This window comes from Sulfuricurvum sp. (assembly GCF_028681615.1).
Taxonomy (GTDB): domain Bacteria; phylum Campylobacterota; class Campylobacteria; order Campylobacterales; family Sulfurimonadaceae; genus Sulfuricurvum.
Genome location: NZ_JAQUHV010000005.1, coordinates 118,375 through 139,795, shown reverse-complemented (window position 1 = coordinate 139,795; position 21,421 = coordinate 118,375). Strand labels below are relative to the sequence as shown.

23 protein-coding genes and 1 pseudogene are annotated in these 21,421 nt (G+C 43.6%); 7 read left to right on the top strand and 17 right to left on the bottom strand.

Translation table 11 applies throughout. The features are described 5' to 3' along the window. Positions 1–443 precede the first annotated feature (443 nt). From PHE37_RS07720 to PHE37_RS07705, 4 genes are all read right to left on the bottom strand, one after another. Complete coding sequence (locus PHE37_RS07720) at positions 444–1,277, bottom strand: hypothetical protein (protein WP_300008374.1); 834 nt, start codon at positions 1,275–1,277, stop codon at positions 444–446. Between the two features lie 193 nt (positions 1,278–1,470). Beyond that, on the bottom strand, positions 1,471–1,803 hold the full coding sequence (locus PHE37_RS07715; RefSeq protein WP_299995511.1) for a hypothetical protein: 333 nt from the start codon (positions 1,801–1,803) through the stop codon (positions 1,471–1,473). 41 nt (positions 1,804–1,844) lie between these two features. Then, positions 1,845–2,219 (bottom strand): thioredoxin family protein, encoded by a 375-nt coding sequence (locus tag PHE37_RS07710; RefSeq protein WP_299995509.1) that lies wholly within the window; start codon positions 2,217–2,219, stop codon positions 1,845–1,847. 46 nt (positions 2,220–2,265) lie between these two features. Beyond that, positions 2,266–2,592, bottom strand: a complete 327-nt coding sequence (locus tag PHE37_RS07705) for a hypothetical protein (RefSeq protein ID WP_299995507.1) — start codon at positions 2,590–2,592, stop codon at positions 2,266–2,268. A gap of 116 nt (positions 2,593–2,708) precedes the next feature. Here PHE37_RS07705 and PHE37_RS07700 point away from each other — a divergent pair, with 116 nt between their 5' ends. From PHE37_RS07700 to PHE37_RS07685, 4 genes are all read left to right on the top strand, one after another. Next, complete coding sequence (locus PHE37_RS07700; protein ID WP_299995505.1) at positions 2,709–3,035, top strand: hypothetical protein; 327 nt, start codon at positions 2,709–2,711, stop codon at positions 3,033–3,035. Beyond that, positions 3,013–3,378: a rhodanese-like domain-containing protein gene (locus PHE37_RS07695; protein WP_299995503.1), complete on the top strand. Its 366-nt coding sequence runs from the start codon at positions 3,013–3,015 to the stop codon at positions 3,376–3,378. Before PHE37_RS07700 ends, PHE37_RS07695 begins: the two co-directional genes overlap by 23 nt. 51 nt (positions 3,379–3,429) lie before the next feature. Continuing rightward, positions 3,430–4,206, top strand: a complete 777-nt coding sequence (locus tag PHE37_RS07690; protein ID WP_299995501.1) for an exodeoxyribonuclease III — start codon at positions 3,430–3,432, stop codon at positions 4,204–4,206. A gap of 140 nt (positions 4,207–4,346) precedes the next feature. After that, positions 4,347–4,916 (top strand): YajG family lipoprotein, encoded by a 570-nt coding sequence (locus PHE37_RS07685; protein ID WP_299995499.1) that lies wholly within the window; start codon positions 4,347–4,349, stop codon positions 4,914–4,916. 26 nt (positions 4,917–4,942) lie between these two features. Here the strand turns inward: PHE37_RS07685 and PHE37_RS07680 are convergent, their stop codons facing one another. The 5 genes from PHE37_RS07680 to PHE37_RS07660 all read right to left on the bottom strand — a co-directional run bounded on the left by PHE37_RS07680 (position 4,943) and on the right by PHE37_RS07660 (position 11,016). After that, positions 4,943–5,998: an EAL domain-containing protein gene (locus tag PHE37_RS07680; protein ID WP_299995497.1), complete on the bottom strand. Its 1,056-nt coding sequence runs from the start codon at positions 5,996–5,998 to the stop codon at positions 4,943–4,945. A gap of 129 nt (positions 5,999–6,127) precedes the next feature. After that, positions 6,128–6,976 carry a transglutaminase family protein gene (locus PHE37_RS07675; RefSeq protein WP_299995495.1) on the bottom strand — a complete coding sequence of 283 codons (849 nt, stop codon included), beginning with the start codon at positions 6,974–6,976 and terminating at the stop codon, positions 6,128–6,130. A gap of 203 nt (positions 6,977–7,179) precedes the next feature. Next, on the bottom strand, positions 7,180–8,595 hold the full coding sequence (locus PHE37_RS07670) for an SDR family oxidoreductase (RefSeq protein ID WP_299995494.1): 1,416 nt from the start codon (positions 8,593–8,595) through the stop codon (positions 7,180–7,182). Between the two features lie 94 nt (positions 8,596–8,689). Then, complete coding sequence (locus tag PHE37_RS07665; RefSeq protein WP_299995492.1) at positions 8,690–10,066, bottom strand: deoxyribodipyrimidine photo-lyase; 1,377 nt, start codon at positions 10,064–10,066, stop codon at positions 8,690–8,692. A 2-nt stretch (positions 10,067–10,068) separates the two neighbouring features. Continuing rightward, complete coding sequence (locus tag PHE37_RS07660; RefSeq protein WP_299995490.1) at positions 10,069–11,016, bottom strand: DUF523 and DUF1722 domain-containing protein; 948 nt, start codon at positions 11,014–11,016, stop codon at positions 10,069–10,071. 164 nt (positions 11,017–11,180) lie between these two features. Between PHE37_RS07660 and PHE37_RS07655 the strand changes: the two genes are divergently transcribed. Next, positions 11,181–11,573, top strand: coding sequence for a hypothetical protein (locus tag PHE37_RS07655; RefSeq protein ID WP_299995488.1), 393 nt, complete (start codon positions 11,181–11,183; stop codon positions 11,571–11,573). Positions 11,574–11,594: 21 nt separating this feature from the next. On the opposite strand, the pseudogene PHE37_RS07650 reads toward PHE37_RS07655, so the two are convergent. The 5 genes and pseudogenes from PHE37_RS07650 to PHE37_RS07630 form a co-directional block, all read right to left on the bottom strand. Beyond that, a pseudogene (locus tag PHE37_RS07650) lies at positions 11,595–12,325 on the bottom strand (Sir2 family NAD-dependent protein deacetylase). 215 nt (positions 12,326–12,540) lie between these two features. Further along, a complete protein-coding gene (locus PHE37_RS07645) occupies positions 12,541–12,957 on the bottom strand; it encodes an NUDIX hydrolase (RefSeq protein ID WP_299995487.1) in 417 nt (138 codons plus the stop codon). 57 nt (positions 12,958–13,014) lie between these two features. Next, entirely contained in the window at positions 13,015–13,698 is a 684-nt protein-coding gene (gene lepB, locus PHE37_RS07640; RefSeq protein ID WP_299995485.1) for a signal peptidase I, read from the bottom strand. A 7-nt stretch (positions 13,699–13,705) separates the two neighbouring features. After that, positions 13,706–13,993: a hypothetical protein gene (locus PHE37_RS07635; protein WP_299995483.1), complete on the bottom strand. Its 288-nt coding sequence runs from the start codon at positions 13,991–13,993 to the stop codon at positions 13,706–13,708. 166 nt (positions 13,994–14,159) lie between these two features. Then, entirely contained in the window at positions 14,160–14,576 is a 417-nt protein-coding gene (locus tag PHE37_RS07630; RefSeq protein WP_299995481.1) for a hypothetical protein, read from the bottom strand. A gap of 159 nt (positions 14,577–14,735) precedes the next feature. Between PHE37_RS07630 and PHE37_RS07625 the strand changes: the two genes are divergently transcribed. Continuing rightward, positions 14,736–15,047 carry a hypothetical protein gene (locus PHE37_RS07625; protein WP_299995480.1) on the top strand — a complete coding sequence of 104 codons (312 nt, stop codon included), beginning with the start codon at positions 14,736–14,738 and terminating at the stop codon, positions 15,045–15,047. A gap of 5 nt (positions 15,048–15,052) precedes the next feature. Here the strand turns inward: PHE37_RS07625 and PHE37_RS07620 are convergent, their stop codons facing one another. From PHE37_RS07620 to nifJ, 3 genes are read right to left on the bottom strand one after another with little or no spacing between them, the layout of a single operon-like run. After that, a complete protein-coding gene (locus tag PHE37_RS07620; RefSeq protein WP_299995478.1) occupies positions 15,053–16,216 on the bottom strand; it encodes a multidrug effflux MFS transporter in 1,164 nt (387 codons plus the stop codon). A gap of 18 nt (positions 16,217–16,234) precedes the next feature. Then, positions 16,235–17,230 (bottom strand): dihydroorotate dehydrogenase-like protein, encoded by a 996-nt coding sequence (locus tag PHE37_RS07615; protein ID WP_299995477.1) that lies wholly within the window; start codon positions 17,228–17,230, stop codon positions 16,235–16,237. Between the two features lie 2 nt (positions 17,231–17,232). After that, positions 17,233–20,799 (bottom strand): pyruvate:ferredoxin (flavodoxin) oxidoreductase, encoded by a 3,567-nt coding sequence (nifJ, locus tag PHE37_RS07610; RefSeq protein ID WP_300008372.1) that lies wholly within the window; start codon positions 20,797–20,799, stop codon positions 17,233–17,235. Between the two features lie 211 nt (positions 20,800–21,010). On the opposite strand from nifJ, the gene PHE37_RS07605 reads away from it, so the two are divergent. After that, positions 21,011–21,418, top strand: coding sequence for a DUF1924 domain-containing protein (locus PHE37_RS07605; protein ID WP_299994120.1), 408 nt, complete (start codon positions 21,011–21,013; stop codon positions 21,416–21,418). The last annotated feature ends 3 nt before the right edge of the window (positions 21,419–21,421 follow it).

Sequence of the window (21,421 nt, the reverse complement as noted above, 5' to 3'; positions counted from 1 at the left end):
TGGCAGCTTCTTGTTTGAACTCGTCTGTATATCTCGGTGGCATTCACTTCTCCTGTCGCCTTTCGCTTCTGTCATATCGACATAATCGGCGTCTTAAAAAGTGTCTACATTTAAGGGGTCATTCCAATCATCGCATTAATGATTACTGAAATACACAGATGTTGAGAAAAAGACATAATGTACTTTATAATGTACTTTTTGAATGTTAAAATCTATATAGCATCGTAAAATAGGGTATGGCTTGTAGTGCCCACTGTACCACCTCTATATTACAAGCTTAATCACTTTAAGAAAACTTCTAAAAACACTCAAAGTACAAAACAGGGTACAGTTTTGTTTTTATCACTTCCATGTATCAATTACAAAATTTCCAACATTTTTGTGAAGTATTTATAATAATTTTGCACCTTTTAGAGCTTATTCCTTGATATACAGAAGAATTTTCAATAGGTTTTTCCCGATTCATTTGCATGATTGTTATTGCTATCATCGGTATTATGTTTAAATCGTCCAGAGTTATTTGAATTAGCATTATTTTTTTTATCTTTAGTATCTTTTGACTGATTAACATTACTATTATCTAGATGATCAGGTTTTGAAAAACCATTTGAACTGCCTCTTCCACCGTTGTCATCATGCTTATCTATAAATTTTGGTTGATTGATTGGGGAAGTATCCCTACGATTATCATCTTGCTTATTTATAACTTTTAGTTGATTGGGAGGGTAATTATCCCTGCGATTGTCATCACGCTGATCTATAACTCTAGGTTGATTGACAGGGTAGTTGCCCCTGCGATCATTATCACGCTGATCTATAACTCTAGGTTGATTGACAGGGTAATTGTCCCTGCGGTTGTCATTATGCTGATCTATAACTCTAGGTTGATTGATTGGGTAATTGTCCCTACGATCATCATCATGCTTCTCTATAACTTTTAGTTGATTATGAGGATAATTGTCCCTGCGATCGTCATCATGACGCTCTCCATATCTTCCATAGTCTGTTTTTCTATATTGGTAATGAGATTTTACATACGGATAGTATTTTGTATCTACATAAATTACTCTACGATACGAATCGACATAATAAGGTTTGTCATAATAATCATAATATACGTCTAATCCATAAAATGGCGGTCTTTCTTCAACAAAGCTTTGTGATCTCGTATGAACTACGGTATCTTGATATGGATCAACATAAGCAACACAACCTTGAACCATGACGCCTGCAACACAGAGTAGTAAATAGTTTTTAGAATTAGTGTACGTTAACATCTTTAAATCCTTGTTGGTTATTAAAGTTTATAATACTATAAAATTGGGAAATTTCCCACTTAGGATTTGAAAGTAGAATATTTTACGGTGTTTTAAAAATATTTATACAATAGGTATATTAAAAGAAAAGTGACTTATTCGTTTGGACTTATACAGTAAACGTAAATCGCTAAATGGGGAAAATTAAAACCTCTTAAGACGGTGATTGGTGCGATAAGCGATGCTTTTCGATGATCTGTGTAAATGCCGTTTGCAGCATCACAACATCTGCCAGCTCACCGCGTTCCGCTTTACCCTTAAGATCGTAGAGTTCAAAAAGACGTTCGATATCTTCTCTGCGGAGTTCGAAATGTTTTGCTTCGATTGATCTGAGGAGCCCCTCGCTGATGGCAATTTGTTGTGCTTTGTTTGCTTCAGTCCACGCATCGCCCATGTACACATAGACAATCAAATCAGTGACGGGATAGTGACCTTTTCGTATGTAGGTGTAGTCCTCGAAATATCGTTTCAGTCGATTTAATGGCATTTGCTTTCCTTCTGCATCGCTTTATATTGTCAAGAATTGGTTTATGGCTGTTGCTTGCGTGCTGCTTTTTTCGCTGCTTTTTCCGCACGGAACCTATCCAGATCGGTCGCTTTTGTCTGCTCAATGAGATCAATCAGTTCCTCTTGTGATAATAATCCCGGTGTTTTGAAAATAACCGTCTTCTCTTTCATAAGTACCGTCGTTGGAAGATTTTGGATAAAGAAATAGTCTGAAAGAGCGGTTTCCTCTTCCGTATGGAGTTTTGCAAACGTGATGTCGGGGTATTTTCCGGATACTTTTTCAAATATCGGTCCATACTGTTTGCACGGAGTACACCACTGCGACCAAAAATCGATAACCACTATCTCGTTCTCCCGAACGGTTTTATCATAATTCTCTTTTGTCAATATGAGCATATTTCGTAGTATCCTGTTTTCAAAGTCGTCATTCCTTTTGATCTTTCTAAATCCTAGCCAGCATGACAATGACAAAAGGTACCGGACTTTTGGGAGCACCGGCAGCTTCAAAAATCCCCATAAATGAAGTCGCAATCGCTTTGATCTGAGGTGCGGTGTATTCATGATCGTAGGATTCATCGAGAACTTCCATTATTTTGTCGACAGCGAGGTCGAGACGACTCTCGTCGAGTTCAGCAAACCCCAGTCCTTTGTCCCATGAGCAACAATGCGGAAAAGTATGAAAAGTCTCCGTGATCGCTTCATCATCTAAATCCTCAAGCAGTTTGTATTCACGGACAAAATCGACTATTTGTTTCAGTTTGCATACCATGGTATCCCCCCTAATAATGATGTTTCATAAAATGCATAAATCATGCGTGAAGGGGCTGTTTTTATTAGAATGCTTTATGTATATTGTTTCAGAGAGTCGCTTGCAGGGAGAATTTTGTGCATCAGTGTTTGGTACGTATATGTGAGAGATTTGAAGAAATTACGGATTTTATCGAACACAGATCGCAGGAAAAAGAGGAAATCGTAATCAAACTTTTTTCGGATTTCGTGGAGTGTTTCTCATCGTTGCAGGCCGAAAAGCTGGAATATCCGAAAGAGTTCCAAAAAGATGTGAAATACTTTTTGCAAGGCGAACTCGTCATGATGAAACAATTTGAAGATATCGAGTTTCGCTATTTGATGTTAAGTGATTTTTACGATTTTTGCAGGTTGACAAAAAGGTATACCAAAAAGGATGTTCATGTTGAATTTCGGGCCGTTTAAATCTCTTTCAACAAAAGAGTTTCTGCAAAAAAAAGAAGAGGGCTTTGCCGTTATCGATATACGAAGAGCAGATGAATGGGAATACTACGGCATCATCGAAGGGAGTCATAAGATTACCTTTTTCGATGAGTTTGGACAATTCGATCTTGATAGTTTTATGGAAGCATTTACAAAAGTGGTGACGGATAAAGAACAGCCTTTTATTCTGGTATGCGCCCATGCAAACAGAACAAAAACCGTGGGAGAGGTTATGGGCCTACAACTCGGATATAAAAACGTCTATGAGCTGGACGGCGGCATTAACTGGGGTTGGATCGATCAAGGGCTGGATACGGTAAAATAAAGATCCTAGAACTTCTTAAAAAGGTTCGATTCAATCAGACAGAGGATATAAATGGCTCAAACAATTGAAATACTATCGTGGAATGTTAACGGCATTCGTGCGGTTGCAGAAAAAGGGGCATTTGATTGGCTTGAAGAGCGTCAACCGCATATCCTCTGTCTTCAAGAAATCAAAGCTTTGCCGGAACAAATGCCTGAGAACCTCTTCGCAAACCGTTTTCCGAATATAACCATCAATAGCGCACTCAAGAAAGGATATTCGGGAACACTGATCGCAAGTGCGCTTGAACACCTCTATTCAGATATCCGATCAGATATTGATATCATGAACGAAGGGCGTATCGTTGAACATCACTACGGCGATATAGTCTTATTGAACGTCTATTTTCCCAATGGGCAAAAGGACGAAGAACGGCTCGCGTACAAGCTGGAGTTTTATGATCGCTTCTTAGATTACTGTCAGAGACTGCGTAGCGAGGGTAAAAAAATAATCATCTGCGGCGATGTCAACACCGCCCATCGTCCGATTGATCTCAAAAATCCTAAATCGAACGAAAAAACATCCGGATTTTTACCGATAGAGCGCGCATGGATCGATAAGCTATTGGATCATGGATATATCGATACCTTTCGCCACATACACGGGGATAAAGAGGATGAATACAGTTGGTGGTCGTACCGTTTTAGTGCACGCTCCAAAAACGTCGGATGGAGAATCGATTACTTTTTTATCTCCGATGATCTTGTTGAATCATTGGAAGATGCCTTCATTCTTCAAGATATTACGGGATCGGATCATTGTCCTGTAGGGATTCGTCTGAAAATTTAATAGGATCAATTATACATATTCTCTTTATCGACCGTTTGTTTATATCAGGCATAATATTTTTCGTACTTGTGCCTATTTTGCACAAGCTCTTGATGAGTCATGTATGTACGTATCATTTTAAATTTCTATAGGGAACCGATATGAAGAGGATATATAGTTTGGTAGCGGCAGTTGTTTTAATGAGCGGATGTTCATATAAAAATGAGGCAATAGAGCTTTCATCATACAAAACCCAATCCCTGAATAAAACGACACAGGATCAAAAGAGTGTCTCATTTTTGTCTGTTACGGATGCGAGAGAAGATAAGCGTTCGATAGGATATATTGAAGCCAACGGTCAAGTAACTGAAAAGTTTTACAGCTATGTAGATTTTGCGGACAGATACAGAGAAGGGTTGACGAATGCATTGCAATCTTCAAAGTTTAACATGACCCGAAATCCTGCTGATGCCAATGCAACAATCACCGTAAAGATTAAAAATATTCAGCTGGTTTACAATGACACTCAAAAATTTGATGAAAATCTCCATGGAAAAATTGTAGTCGAAGTAACACTAAAAAAAGCGGGTAGGACACTAGTGCAAACGATGACGCAACAAGAAGGGAAATGGATAAAACCTTCGTACACTTCTAAGGATGTGGAGCCTTTGCTGGATTCACTGTTTACCGATAGCATTAACACGATAGTGGACAAGTTGGCTTCTCAGTAAAGTCAATAGAGCGGGCTACAACTGTATTAGAGGCGTCGGATCGGTTCAGCCGAAGGTTTTCCGTAATAGTACCCTTGAGCTAGATCCGCGCCTTCTTTGGCACAAAAGGCCGCTTCTTCCAAACGTTCAACTCCCTCTGCTAATACCAGAATCCCGTTTTCTTTGGCGATTGTAACAATGGCCCGGAAAATGGATTGGTTGACCTCATTTGTATCGATATAATCAATGATTTCCCGGTCGATTTTGACAATATCAGGACGAAGCTTGGCAATCATATTTAATGATGCATATCCGCTTCCGACGTCATCGAGAGCCACCAAAAATCCTTGGGACCTGTAAAAAGCAAGAATTTTTTTAAGATGTTCAAGATCATCTACGTGGTCACTTTCAATCACTTCAAAAATGATATTTTTTGGATCGAAATCGAGCTCTTTGGCCCATTTTACGGTTGATTGGAGACAATGTTCCGGATCGTAGATAGCAGTTGGGATAAAGTTAATAAATACTTTGGACGCAATATGTTTAACGGCGGCAGTTTTAAGTGAGCTTTCACGGCATGCCCGATCGAGATAAAAGAGCATATCGCCTTCTCGGCCCCATTGGAAAAGTCTATCCGGATAGATGAGTGTACCGTCTTCGCTTACCCCCCGAGCCAGAGACTCGTATCCATAAATGGTATCTGTTGCGAGATCAACGATCGGCTGAAAATGGGTCGTCAATGCCCCTTTGGTAATCAATGAAGAGAGATATTCCGCACCAGCGAGGTCTTTATACTGCTGAAGCGTCTTCATCATTCTAAGTTTTGAAGGGGAAAGTGTCTCTCCATTTTCCAAAAAAAGCAGGTGTATTGCATTACGTTCAATTTTTGAAAATGTTTGGGTTTCGCATAATTCACGTAAAAAGAGGGTGAATCCATCGACATGAATCCAAAGAGTCTGTGGATCTTCTATTTGGTAATTTATAGTTTTTTGATCCAGATAGCTCTTCATTTTGTCTGCCATTTCTTGGACATCACAGCTGATGATAAGGTCTCCACCCTTTTTTGGCAGACTCGGAAGGGTTTGGCATTTGTCACAACTCATCTGAAACTCCTACTTTATACAATAAACTAATTCATCATATTTTATTATACTCTTCAATTGGTTCAGGAGATATTATAGGTATAGGCAGTCTATGTGATCTGGACAAAACACCTCTATAAAATAATTGTATCAACACAAACTCACCCATACTCCGACGGTAAGACTCGAAGTAGCCGGTCCAGCAAATGATCCGGCTATCGGCGGGACAGATTCGGGAAGTCTGGCTACCGCTACGGCAATATGATCGCTTCCGACAATCTTTCCGATCGTGGGATCAAAGCCCTTCCATCCGGCACCCGGCAAATAGACTTCCGCCCATGCATGGGTCGAGCCGATTTCACTCATGAGCGGAGCATAAAGATATCCGCTGACGAAGCGTGAAGCGAGTCCCAGACACCGAACTGCCTGCATAAAAAGAAAAGCAAAATCACGACATGATCCCGTACCGCAACTAAGAGTCTCTATTGCACTTTGTACCCCCGGTTCTTCCCGTACACGATACGTAAGCGTTTTATGAATGTAAGCGGCGATCCGATTCAAGAGTGTGTACGTTTGAATCGCTTCATCTGGCTGCCAAAAATTTGCTATCCATTTATTGACGACATCGGTGGTTGTTTGGTCCGGTAAGATTTTGTATGCAGAGAGCAAAATATTATCTTCACCCTGATAACTAAAGGGGTAACTAAGCGCGTAATCACTCACCATGAAATTAAGAGGGGATTCATTGTATTGCTGAATGATTACTTCGCTTTCTATTACCAGTTGATTTGTCGGAAGCGTAAAATTTGCGATTGCAACCGAATTTCCTTCAACGTCACGATGCCAAAGAAGGGTGGCTTCGGGTATGATCTTCAGTGAAAATGACTCAATCCGTAGCTCATAATCCTCCCTTGGACGCAGTAGAAGATTTTGGGAACCCAGCATTACATTCGCGGAATAGTTATAGTAAGTACGATGCATAATTTTATAGCGTAACATAAGAAGTCCTCTAGGATGGAAACCTGAATAATAACACTAAGTATACCTATTAACTATATTTGTGTTATAATATTCCCAGTTGATTGGTGCATCTCATAGAAACTGCTTTAATAGCAGCCTAAATTTGCCTGATTAATGTTTAACTCACTTCTCTTCAACTATTACCTTACCCATTTTTATATTTTCATGTTTTTTAGCTTTTTTCATTTTGAACGGTTAATAATCGAAAGAGCCATATTGGTAAAAATCAGGTAATGCAACGGAATCAGGATATACCAGTAGAGCCGACCGACAATCCCGTATGGATAAAAATAGGCGCTTTGGATCAATTTTCCGTCGTGGATTTTAAACTCCAGCCATGCTTTGCCCGGCAGTTTCATTTGGGCAAACAGAAGCAACCGTTCATTTTCAACCAAATCCACCACTTTCCAAAAATCGACACTGTCGCCGATACGCAGGCTGTTTGGATTACGTCGTCCACGATTAATTCCTGCACCTTTGAAAAGTTTGTCGATAAAACCTCGCAGGTTCCAGAGCCAATCATAACCGAACCATCCGTTTTCTCCTCCGATCGAACAAAAACTCCGAAAGACTTTATCGGGTGAGAGTGTTTTGAGTTCGATGATGCGGCGATCGATAAAGAGTGCGTCAGCAATATCATGAGAGTGGTCGACCTCCCATGCCCCTGAGCCGCTGTCGCTCCATCGGCTGAGTACTTGATTCGATTCGATCTCACCGATGGCACGTTTAACCGTCTCTTCTAGAGTATGGGGTTTGATCGTGAAATAGTCATGCTGCAAATTATTACTCACCGTCACTTCGCTGCGAAGACCTTCGATCAGTGAACTGGAAACGCTGTAGGGAACGGGGGTAAATATAGCAAGCCAATAGGAAGAGAGTTTCGGCGTTAAAACATTGACCGGAATAAGATAGCGCTTAAGCCCCATCGCTTTTGCGACACGCAACATCAAATCGCCGTAGCTCATCGCTTCTTCCCCTAAATCGACCATCAGATTTGAGGTTGCGGGGAGATCCAGCGCGGCTAAGAGAAAATCGATTACATCATCGACACCGATAGGGGTGACGGGAGTGCGGACCCACTTTGGGGTAATCATGACGGGGAGCTTTTGTACCAAGTGGCGGATGATTTCGAAGCTGGCACTACCAGAGCCGATAATGACTCCGGCACGAAACCAGATACAGTTTATTTTATCGGGACGGGAACTGAGAATCTCACCCGTTTCTATACGGCTGAGGAGATGTTCGCTTCCTGTTTTTTTGTCTCCCAACCCTCCAAGATAGATGATTGTTTTGACGTTTTGGCGGACACAGGCATCGACGAAATTTTGGGCGCTTTGACGATCGATCTCTCGGAAATTACCGTGATTAAGGCCGTGGATGAGGTAGTAGGCGACATCGATTCCTCTGAGCGCATCGTCAAGACTTGCAGGGTTGAGGACGTCCGCAGTGACAATCTGGGCATGTTCTTGGACAGAGGAGGATAAACTGTTGGCATTGCGGACCATTAATCTTAGTTCAATACCCTCTTTTGAGAGCAAGGCGTGTTTGAGCCGTCTTCCGATATAACCGTTGGCTCCGGTCAGTAAAACACGTTTCATGAGAAAACCTCTGAGCTAAAGATAGTACCAATTATAGCACTGAAACCTGCAGCGGATAGAGGAATAATATCATTCGGCAAAATCCACACAAGGATTAGGTTAAAAGCACACTTTTAAAATAATCCAAAGCCTGTTTGGAACTTTTTTTATGATCCACGATGGGTTGAGGATACGTTTCCCATACGTTTTGGGTTAATGCTGCTTCATCGGAAAATAGTTTGGACGGGAGATTCGATAACTCAGGCAGACGGGTTTTGATATAGTCTCCCTCTTTATCGAATTTGGCACTTTGGGTATAGGGGTTAAAAATTCGAAAATAGGGCTGCGGATCGACTCCCGTCCCCGCGCTCCATTGCCATGAGAGGATATTCGAACTTGCATCGTAATCCATCAAATGCTGCGCAAAAAACCGTTCCCCCCATTGCCACGGCAACAGAAGATTTTTGGTTAAAAATGAGGCGCAGATCATCCGTACACGGTTGTGCATCTCTCCGCTCTCCAATAATTCGCGTATGCCTGCATCAACGATAGGGACTCCGGTGCGGGCAGTGCAAAATGCCTCAAAATAATGATTGTTTTCGATACCTCTGAACGGATAACGGAAGTTTTGATCGACCAGATGGGGGAAATGGTACAAAAGCATGGCATAAAAGTCACGAAAGACGAGCTGGCGAAAAAATGGCTCGGTGTCGATTCCGGATTTTTTTTGCTCTGCCAGCCACCGAAGTAGGGCACGGATGGAGAGGGTACCGAAACGGAGGTCAGTGCTGAGTCCCGAAGTGGCATGGAGTGCCATAAAATCACGATCATGGGAATAATTGGCCAATTTCCCGGCAAAAATATTCAGTTTTTCTTCCGGCAGAAGACGTTGATGAGATGTCAATGACTGTTCACTAAATCCGATCGATGTGAGAGAAATGGGCCGATCGGTATGAGTGCTTCCTTCGATACGGTGGATAACATGATAAGCAAACGGGATAAGCGTTTGCGATGCAACGACAGATTCCGCCATATGTTCCTGGCGAAAAACGGATTTGGCACGGTTGTAATACGGAGTAAAAACCAGATAGGCAGATGCGTCGCTCTTGAGAACTTCATCCGGCCGGAAAATATAGGTATCGTGAAGATAGGTAAAGGGCAGAAGATGCGATACGTCACGGTCCCGTTCACGTGCGTAGGGATCATAATCTCCCGAAGCGCACACCTCATCAAAATACTCTTTTGATAAAAGCCATTGAAATACTTCGGTCGGCTTTCCGTAGAAGAGAGCTAGATCGAGTCCGCGGGTTTTTAGTTGCTCTTTTAAGCGGATCAGTGCGTTGAAAATAAACGTCATCCGACGATCGTTTGAAGAGAGCTTATCGAGGATGGCAGTATCGAAAATAAAGATAGGGAGGACATTGCCTTCTTGGGAAAGGAGACGGTTGTCTAGGACTCTGAGATCACGCCGAAACCACAGTATCCGCCGCATTTTTATTTCCCGCTGTCGATATGGGAACGCAAAGAGAGCGTTTTCGGATACGGGTTCAGAAACGTTTGGTCGAGCAGATATTCGATGTTGTATTTTTTAGCGTAAAGATGGATCGTCGAGACGGGGACGATTAGGGGGATGATTTTAGAGGCGTAATCGTCTATCTGCGTATGGAGAGTCTCTTTTTCACTTTTACTCAATTCATTTTTGAAAAACCCTGCCAAATGTTCTAATACATTGCGGGTCCGTTTGATCGAGCTTTTTCGTGCGATAGCAGTTTTAAATCCCAGTTCGTATATTCCTAACAGTGTCTCCAATGTATGGTTTTCCCGATTAGCGACGACGTTACCCAACTCCCGATAGAGGGCTTCGTCTTTGGATTGAAGCATGAATTTGTTGATCGTATGAAAACGGACTAAATCGCTTATCGTAGGATTTGTTGATTTGAAGCGCTCATACGCATCGTACGCAAAGACCTGCATGACGAAATTTTCTCTCAGCCATGCGTCCTCAAGCCGCCCTTCCTCCTCCATCGGCAGCAGAGGAAAACGTTCGCGGCACAGATGCATAAATACACCGTCTTCTTTCCCTTCGCAGTAGCCGTTTTCGAGATAGAGTTTGGCACTTTTCATCCCGCAGCTGGGGGATTTGGATTTGAAGATGATTCCGCACAGCGGCTTGGATTCGAGATTGAAAAGTTCGTTACGGCTGGTTTGGATAAGGGAATCAGTAAGATCATCCCCCGTTTTATTGGATTGGACTCGAATATCTCCTTGTACCGTGACAAGCCGCACGGATGGGCGGGGAGTTCCGAATGCGAGGTGCTCAGGACAAAAAGGGACAAACTCGGCGAATTGGCTCAGCTCATCCGTGATGAAACGGTCACGTTTATGCCCTCCGTCAAAGCGGATGTGTTCGCCCAGAAGGCAGGAGGATACAGCGAGTGTCATTATCGTTTTCCTTTTAATCGATGATGAAACACGTTGGTTCCCTCATCGGAACATAGTCATACAATTCAAATAGTGTTCGAATATTGTAAAATACCCGTTTAAGAATAAAAAAATCAACCTTTAGCAATTTACGTGCAACTTTTCATATTATCAAGGTCTTAACAATGAGTATTTTTGCCTTACAATCTCCGGCAGGCGGATTTTTAGATGAGGATCTGGATCACTTTAACAAAATATTTGACGATTGGTGTGTCCAGTTCGATAATTACGACGATGCTCTCATGATCGCCGCTACATTGGATAAAAAAAGATATGCGGAAGTTGTCGAAATCACACCTCTGAGCTATCCGAAATATTTTTTTCATCAACTGCAAGGAAATATCCATGCGACACGGGAATTAGAGGGTAAGATTATCTGTATAGTTGAACCGACTATGGGATCGAACTTCCGTATTGCTGTTTGTGATTTAAAGACGAAATTGGTAACGCTGACACAAGCACGTTATAAAAGTGCTTTGAGCGTCGAAGGTGCATTTGCGAATTTTACGATTAGGTAGTGCGGCGATTTACCTTTGATTTTAGTCAAAACGGGTTAACAATTCCTCAATATAGGCTTCAATCTTGTGTGCCGCTTCCGTTGCTTTTTCGTGATAGACGACTTTAAAATAAGGGTCCAAATTCTCATCAGGATCCAGATTATTTAAAAGCGAGTGCTCAAACCATTGTGCAAACCATCCAATATTAAGAACCTTCCCGCTTGTTCCGATAACAACAAATACATCGCATTCATCGAGTGAGTGTTGAAGCTTTTGATACATCGGTGCCTCTTCGCCGAACATGACGACATTATGGCGGATTTTTGTACTGTGACATGCAGGGCAGACGACACTGCTTTGGCTTTTGTAAAGACACTTTGGCACTCTTCACAACGCAAATCGGTTAGCGTCCCATGCAGATGGATGACATCCGGGCATCCGGCACGTTCAAAGAGATCATCGACATTTTGGGTGAGGACATCGATTCGGGCGGGATATTTACGTTTGAGCCGTGCAACTGTATCGTGTGCAAGATTAGGCTGCTTGCTTTCCAAATCAGATCGTCGTGCATCATAAAAATCGGCAACCAGTTTTGGATTACGTTCAAACCCTTCCACAGAGCACACTTCCATAACGTCGTATTCTTCCCATAAACCGTCGCTGTCCCTGAAGGTACGGACGCCGCTTTCGGCGCTGATACCGGCACCGCTTAATATGAGTATTTTGACGGGTGAAGAGGGTACTATGGCATTTTCAATAGCGGTTTTAGCCATTTGTTCCAAAATCTCATACTCTTTTTCATACAGGGCGCTTTCAACCAATTCCGCAAAGTCTTCATTTCCGTTCAGGAGTACTTCATTCGCCTGCTTTAAACGCTCCACTTCGGAGACAAAGGAAAATCGGTCTATTTGATTGTCCCGGTACTGCCGAATAAGCTCATCCAAATCTTGATAGAGGTATTTGAGAGTATTTTTGTTGAGCATGGAGTTTACGCCTGTTTGGTTGAACAATAATCCCGTATAATCCGGGCATGATCGAACACGAGCTTCCCATACGGGATATCTTCGAGGCGATAGACAAATGCTTCTTTCGCATCATCGGCCCCTTTCGGCGTACCGGAAGCTTTGCAGATATAGACAATAGAGACGCAGTGGAACCGAGAGTCACGGGCAGGATCCGAATAGACACCGAACAATGAATTTCGGGTAACATCAAGAGATATCTCTTCTTTCATTTCACGGACAACGGCAGATTCTACCGTTTCTCCGATGTCGACGAATCCCCCGGGCAATGCAAGCCCTCTAGGAGTGTTCAACCGCTCTATGAGAACTATCCCTTCAAATTCACCAGTACTACTGTACATTTCAACAATGCCGTCTACAGCAAGAAAAGGGGTTTGAATCATTGCCGGCCTTTAGATGGTATGTTTGACATTATAAACCAATCGACGATGGATATTTGTTTATGCCGCGTCGAAAAATCTGATCGAGCCTAATTCCTCAAGTGTTTTTGAAGGTGCGATACGAATCCAGAGCTTGTAATAGATGGAATCATAAGGAACGGCATTAAAAAAACGGCTGTCCGTAGAATTGTCACGCATGTCACCCAGCATAAAATAATACCCTTGAGGAATTCGGGTTTTAGGGTACGCAAAGAGAAATTTCGGGCCGGTAATATTGTCAAAATGGGGGATACAATAGTAGGAAGCATAGGGAGCTTTTATCCACAACTCCCCGTCGATTGTTACCGTCTTTAATGAATACTTCAGTGCATAGCGACGTGTCATATTATCGTCCGATGCAATCTGAAGATAGAAGATTTTATTGTGTTCCATAACGCTATCCCCCGGTAATGCGGCACAACGCTTGATATAGAGCCTATCATCAAGCGGATGTTTAAACACGAGTATGTCCCCGCGATGAATCCCATCCGGATGATCGTACAGATGTTTATTAATATAGCCGAAAAATGTAGGGACATGGATACCGGCACTGATATTTTCAACGATGACGTAATCTCCGTCCATCAAAGCCGGATGCATACTGATGTCCTCGATTTGGTAGATACGAACCAATGAAAAAAGAAGTGTCAGAAATAATACTGTCGGTACAAACCCTCTGGCGATCTTTTTTAGCTGATTTCTCATTCGTATTTTACTTAATCTTCAGACCGTATTCAAACGGATGTTCAGTCGTTTTTAGGGTATATACCGATGGGTCCTCAGCAATACAATACACTTCAAAAATAATTAGATTATGATTTTCTTTTATTACCGCTTCACCACCAAGGCTTTCACAATACGCCGCAATCTTTTCAGCAACTGTCAAACGCTTGGTCGTTATTTTGAGAATATAGGCACCTTTATAGCCACCATACGTGCTGATGTCTCTAATGTCCTCAGTAATAAAAGTTTGAATGATATTTCTATGCAATTCGAACATCGGGTATATTCTTTCGTTAAATTTGTGATTCTTGATCGGATTTTAACATAAATTAGTGAATAATTATTATTAACAATATTAAAAATGATGATTAAATTGTATATTTTTTAGACGAGCAAAATAATTTGCAAAAAAGTTAATGATTCATAGCTAACGTATAGGCAGGTCAGACCTTTTGAAAATAACGATCTTCCCGATTAACATTGGCAACAAAACCTTCCGGGTGCATCATAACGTCATGCATCATCAAATCAAAATTTTTGGAAGGGTTTTCATACACATTCATGGCGATATGACGGTTAAAATGGACAGTATAATCAGCCTTTAGCATTTGTTCGGAATCTGGATGCATAAAGAGTGCTTTTGCATTGGGTAAAAATTGGATGACAAGTCCCGTTTTACTGCACTGAAATTGTTTATTGCAAAGTTGTGAATCAATCCGCCGTGATACTTGCTCTTGTATCGTTTGTATGCCCTCAGGCTGAATGAGATCATCTCCGATAAGCGGAACGACACCCAATAATCCTGTTGTAAGCAGGGCTGAAGCTAAAAATCTTTTCGTAGGGGTAGTATGTCTATACATTGAAAAATCCTCTCAACTATCAAAGATATGTGTGGATATTGTACATGGGCTTAGTAAATGAATTGTCAAGCTGAACTTGAGATGATATTAGCAGTTCACAATTGCTCCACGGATGGGTTCTATACTGCTGCAAAATAAAAGTAGCGGAGGAAACAACCCATGAAAAAGATTATGATCGCGTTAGCGTTAACAGCAACAACAGCCCTGATGGCTCACGATAGTATGAACTATCATAACGAGCTTTCTGTACACACCGTATGTCATCAGGCACCGCAAAAAGTTGTCTATACGCAGACTCGTATTGTCCGTGTTGAACCGGCTCGGGTGTATTATACATGGAATGACCGTCGTTATGAACGAGGTTATGAACGTCGATTTGAACGACGAGAAGATCGACGAGAAGAGAGAAGAGAAGATAGATACAACAGACATGAATGGCATGATCATGATGATCGGCACGATCACCGATAAAAGCTTTACGAGAGCTGTTTTACGTTTAAACGCAGTGCCAATATCGCCATGAATGAAGTCAATGACATCATTACAAAGACAGGGGTCAATTCACCTGTATTAAAAGAGGAAGCGATGTAACCGATCACTCCCGCGATGGTGAATTCGGTTACTCCGATCACCGAGTTGGCAACGCCGCTGTCGTGTTTGAAAAATTCCAATGCCAATGACATTCCGTTTCCGAATATCAATCCCAAAATACCGACGTAGAGTGTCATAACAACAAATACCGCAACAATATTTGGATGAAATGATATGCCCAGAAGGGTAAGCCCTGCGATAAACTGGACCGTTATCCCAGTTTTTAAAATCGAGCGGGGCTGAAATGTTTTAACAAGCTTGATATTTAAACGGGTCATACCGATCATAACCAGAACGTTGGCACCGAAGAGAAACGGGAAAAGGCGGTGGTCGGCTCTGAAATATTCCATATAGATAAAGCTCGATTTTTCTATAAATATGAACATCCCCGAAAAACTGAAGGTGAGCGCCAAAATATAGCTGATCGCTTCTCTGTGGGTCAAAACTCTTTTATAGGCGTCGAGTATATTGGTTGTGGAACGGCTCCCTGTTTCAGGAAGCTTAGAGAAAAGAGCGAATGTCACGGCAGAGGAGTAGATGCCTAAAAACAAGAAAACAGTGTTCCATGGAAAAAAGGAGATGATTACTGAACCGATAGCCGGTGCGATCATCGGTGCAATCATCGTAATGGAGGCAATGGTTGAAAAAACTTTGGCCGCCTCCGTACCGTGGAAAAGATCGCGGACGATGGCGGAGGAGTTGACAATGGCCAATCCACCAGCAAATGCCTGAACGGCACGGAAAAGGTAAAGTTCATTCAATGATGTCGTAAGATAGAGGGCAAAGTTGGCAAGTGAAAAAATACCAAGACCCAAGAGAGCGGTTTTTCGTCTTCCCATCCTGTCTGAAAGGATCCCTCCCACCATCTGACCGATGGCAAAAAACAAAAGAAAAATACTGATGGTCGCTTCGATTTTTTCAATACCTACACCGAGAGAATGTGCGATGGCAGGCATTGATGGCAGATACGTATCGATAGAGAGCGGTGTAACCGATGTAAGTGCTGCTAATAAAACGATTAAAGTTACATGGTTGAACGCCGTTTTCATTCCCGAATCACACGAATCTTAACGGCGATAATGCTGCAGAGCATACATGTAGGAATTGCGCTCATATGCGGAAGGGTTATCGGTATGGCAAAGAGAGATGCTCCCCTTCATCTGAGTAATCGATTCATATTCATGCTTCTCCATCCACTCAATAATATCAGATAATATGTTTTGTATTTCCGCTGCCCCTTTGATCAGAAGCACGGAAGCCAATGCCGTTGCATCCGCGCCGCTCATGATGGCTTTGAGGACATCGACTCCGCTGTGGACTCCGGTATTGGCACAGAGGGTGCAGGGGAGTTTGTTGTAAAGAAGCGCACACCATCGCAGGGTTTCACTCAATCGGGCGGATGAGGTGATATTGGCATGCTGCAACGGGCTTAGCAGTTCAAGATCGACATCGACGAGAGTAGGGTTGTCAAAAAGGGTCAGCCCTTTGACCCCCGCATCGACAAACCGTTTTGCCATATTGGCCGGACTGGAAAAATAGGGATTCATTTTGACATTCAGCGGTATTGAAATATGCTGTGCGAGCATTGCAGCCGTATCGATATACATCTGCTCCACTTCATCTCCTCGCAGCTGCATTGAAGTGGGAATGTAGGTGATGTTGAGCTCCAATGCGTCGGCACCGGCTTCTTGGAGTTTGGTCGCATAGTTGACCCAGCCTCCGGCGGAAGCACCGTTCAGTGAGGCAATTACCGGAACGGATACCGACTCCTTGATCCGACGTATCTCTTCAAGATAGTGATCGGCATGGAGATTGTCAAAATCGACCTCGCTGGGGAGGTAACTGGTGGCTTCCGCATACGAATTGTTGTTAATGTGTAAAAAATGATCGATTTGTCGTATCTCATGGGTAATCTCTTCTTCGAAAAGAGAGTGCATGATGACGGCGGCGATACCGTTGTCTTCAAGTTTTTTGATACTGTCCAGTGAGGCGGTCAACGGTGATGCACTCGCGATCAGGGGGTTTTTAAGTTCTAAGCCTAAAAATGTTGTAGAGAGTTCCATGATTATTTCTCCTCCTCGGACGGTTGATAATATTGGTGCAGATTTTGGTATCGGTGGTAGAGCGATTGAGCGGTTTGAGCCGCAGTTGCCAAATAGGAATCGGCTGCATCTTTATTCATTTTTTCTGCCATTTTAAATCGGGTTTCACGATACATAAAATCTTTGACGTCGATTTTCGGCCCTTTATAATCGAGCGTCATCGGATTTTCTCCCTCTTTGATTTTGTCGGGGTTAAAACGAAAGATCGGCCACAGACCGCTATCAACCGCTCTTTTTTGCTGATCAAACCCGTATTTCAGATCATATCCGTGTGCGACACAATGCGAATAGGCGATAATGATCGACGGGCCGTCATACCGTTCCGCTTCGACAAACGCTTTTACGGTTGCCGTGTCATTTGCCCCTAATGAGACTTTGGCGACATAAACGTTTTGATAATTGATAGCCATGGCTGCGAGGTCTTTTGGCATTGCCGCTTTTCCCCCTGCAGCAAATTTTGCCACGGCGCCGGTGAAGGTCGCTTTGGACTGCTGCCCTCCGGTGTTGGAATAGACCTGCGTATCGAGGACGAGAATGTTGACATTTTTACCGCTGGCAAGGACGTGATCGAGTCCGCCGTATCCGATATCGTATGCCCATCCGTCACCTCCCATGATCCAGACCGATTTTTTGACCAGATAATCACATAGTCCGAGCAGGGTTTTGGCCTCCTCATGATCAAGCGTTTCCAACGATTTTTTCAGGGTTTCAACCCTTAGGCGTTGGGCATTGATCTGCGATTCGTCATGTTGTTCGGCGCTGAGAATATCGGTTACTATGGATGTATCCAACAGATCTTTGAGATTTACAAGCAATTGTCTTGCACGCTCCGTGTGCGAATCGATGGCCAGACGAAATCCGAGACCGAACTCCGCATTGTCTTCAAACAGCGAATTCGACCATGCCGGTCCTCTTCCCTCATCGTTTTTACGCCACGGTGTCGTAGGAAGATTGCCGCCGTAGATTGAACTGCATCCGGTTGCATTGGCAATGACCATACGATCCCCGAAAAGCTGAGACGCGAGTTTGACATAAGGGGTCTCTCCGCATCCCGGACATGCCCCGCTAAACTCAAAGAGGGGCTCAAGGAACTGCGAATCTTTGAGATTGCTGTGATCGAGTGTGGAACGGTCCATTTTTGGCAGCGAGAGGAAAAAATCCCACTGTTTGATACCGCTTTCGCGCAACGGCAGCTGCGGAACCATATTGATCGCTTTTAGATTGGTTTGGGATTTGTTTTTGGCCGGACACACTTCTACGCACAGCGCGCATCCGGTACAGTCTTCGACGGCAACCGAGATAGCGAATCGGTCGTTCTCCCCGTATTCTTTTCCTTTTGCCGCTTTGGCGCTGAACCCTTGCGGTGCGTTTTCCAGAAATGATGCGTCGAAAATATTAGAGCGGATAACGGAATGGGGACATGCCGAGACGCATTTGTTGCACTGGATACAGGTGTCGGCATCCCAAAACGGGACTTCCTGAGCAATATTTCGCTTTTCATACTGAGCCGTTCCGGTCGGCCAGGTACCGTCATCGGGCATTTGCGATACACGAACCTGATCCCCTTTGAACGCACTGATTTTTCCGATCACCTCCTCGATGAACGGAGTCATATTCCCTTTGAGAATCGGATGGAGTTCCTGAGCGCTGTTGACAGTATCTGGTACAGTGATCTCAAAGAGATTCTCGAGAGTTGTATCTACGGCGTCATAGTTCATCTGGACAATGACATCCCCTTTGGCACCGTAGGTTTTTTGGATGGACGCTTTGATTTTTTTCATCGCTTCGTCTTTACTGAGAATCCCGCTGATGGCAAAGAAACAGGTCTGCATCACCGTATTGATGCGACGCCCCATTTTGGAGGCCTGTGCAACCTTATACGCATCGATTGCGAAGAATCGAATCTTTTTGTCAATGATCTGCGTTTGTGTGACACGCGGAAGCCGATTCCATACCTCTTCCTTCGGATACGGGGAGTTGAGCAAAAAGATGGCACCGGGTTTGGCAATTTCGAGCAGATCAAGTTTTTCCAGGAATACGGCTTGGTGTACGGCGACAAAATCGGCTTTCTGGATGAGATAGCTCGATTGTATCGGTTTGCTTCCGAAACGCAGATGTGACGTGGTCATCGAGCCTGATTTTTTGGAATCATAAACAAAATAGCCTTGGGCATAGTTATCGGTCTGGGTACCGATAATCTTGATCGTATTTTTGTTCGCACCGACGGTACCGTCCGAACCGAGCCCGTAAAAAACAGCCTGAAACTGGTCTTTGTTTTCCAGAATAAAATCGTGATCGTATTCGAGCGACGTAAAGGTCACATCATCATCAATACCGATCGTAAAATGATTTTTAGGAGCCGTTTTGGCCAGTTCATCGAAAATACCGATGATCATGGCCGGGGTGAACTCTTTGGATGAGAGCCCGTATCTGCCGCCGATAATGGCGGGCATTGCAAAGGGGAGGGTTTCACGATGTTCGAAAAGGGTCGTTACGACATCGTGATACAGCGGCTCTCCCAAACTTCCAGATTCTTTGGTGCGATCCAATACGGCGATCGATTTGAGTGATTTCGGAAGTGCCTGTATAAAGGCCTCCTGTGCGAACGGTAAAGCGAGACGGACTTTAATCATCCCCACTTTTGAGCCTTGGGCATTGAGGTACGCTACGCTCTCCTCGACCGCTTCCGCACCCGAACCCATAAGAACGATGATGCGCTCGGCATCTTCTGCACCTGAATAGTCAAACAGGCTGTATCTGCGTTTTGTCAAATCATAAAAACGGTCCATCTCATTTTGCAGAATAGTCGGCAATGCCTGATAGTATCGGTTGACACTTTCCCGTCCCTGGAAATAGACATCCGGATTTTGGGACGTTCCCCTCAGTACGGGATGTTCGGGATTAAGACCCCGTTTTCGATGCTGTTCTACCAACTCCGGATCGATCATGACTTTGAGATCATCAAGACTTAACTGCTCGATCCGGCTCACCTCATGCGACGTTCGAAACCCGTCAAAAAAATGAAGAAATGGGATGCGGGAGCGGAGCGCTGCCGCTTGGGATATGAGGGCAAAATCGTGGGCCTCTTGAACCGAATTCGATGCCAAAAGGGCAAATCCGGTCTGCCGAACCCCCATAACGTCTTGGTGATCGCCGAAAATGGAGAGCCCCTGCGCCGCCAGTGAACGTGCCGCGACATGAAAGACGGTTGCGGTGAGTTCCCCCGCGATTTTGTACATATTGGGGATCATCAGCAAAAGACCCTGAGAAGCGGTAAACGTCGTCGTCAGGGCACCCGTCTGGAGGGCACCGTGAACGGCGCCGCTCGCTCCCCCTTCGCTTTGCATTTCGTACACTTCAGGAACGGTGCCAAAAATGTTTTTTTCCCTTTTTGAACTGTAAATATCGCTGAATTCTCCCATTGGTGAAGAGGGGGTTATGGGGTAGATTGCGATGACTTCATTGATTTTATGGGCGACCAGTGCGACGGCTTCATTTCCATCGACAGTTATAGTAGTGGATTCAGACATAGAGTGGCTCCATCCAATAAAATTTACGGTTTTACATTATAGCCCAACTTAATAGACCGAACCGAAATTCAACCGTAATATTTGATCCGACTGAAAGAATAATAGAATAGGTAGATCAGTGTTTATATGTCAAGAAAGTGTCAAGAGAAACGACGGTACGGATTGACAACTTTGTCCTAAGATTTGAACATCAAATAAGAGGAGGAAGGTTATGAAATACCTTGCAATCGTAGCTATGTTTTCGATGTCGCTGATGGCGGCATCACCCGAAGTCGTTCAATATATGAAAGAACTGGAAACTGCAGCAAAAACAGAAAATCGCTCTTTCAGCGGGTTTGATGCTGCTCGAGGTAAAGAGATATTTACCTCGAGCCACACCGGAAAACAGGGTAAACCGATGGCATGTACCAGCTGCCATACTATCAATCTAGCCAATCCGGGGAAAAATGCTCTTACCGGGAAAGTGATCGATCCGCTCTCTCCGAGTGCCAATCCGCAGCGTCTTACCAGTACCAAAGAGGTCACCAAATGGCTAAGACGCAATTTCATGGATGTCTATGCCCGTGAGGGAACTGCGCAAGAAAAAGGTGATGTCCTCACCTACATTATGAAAAATTAACGG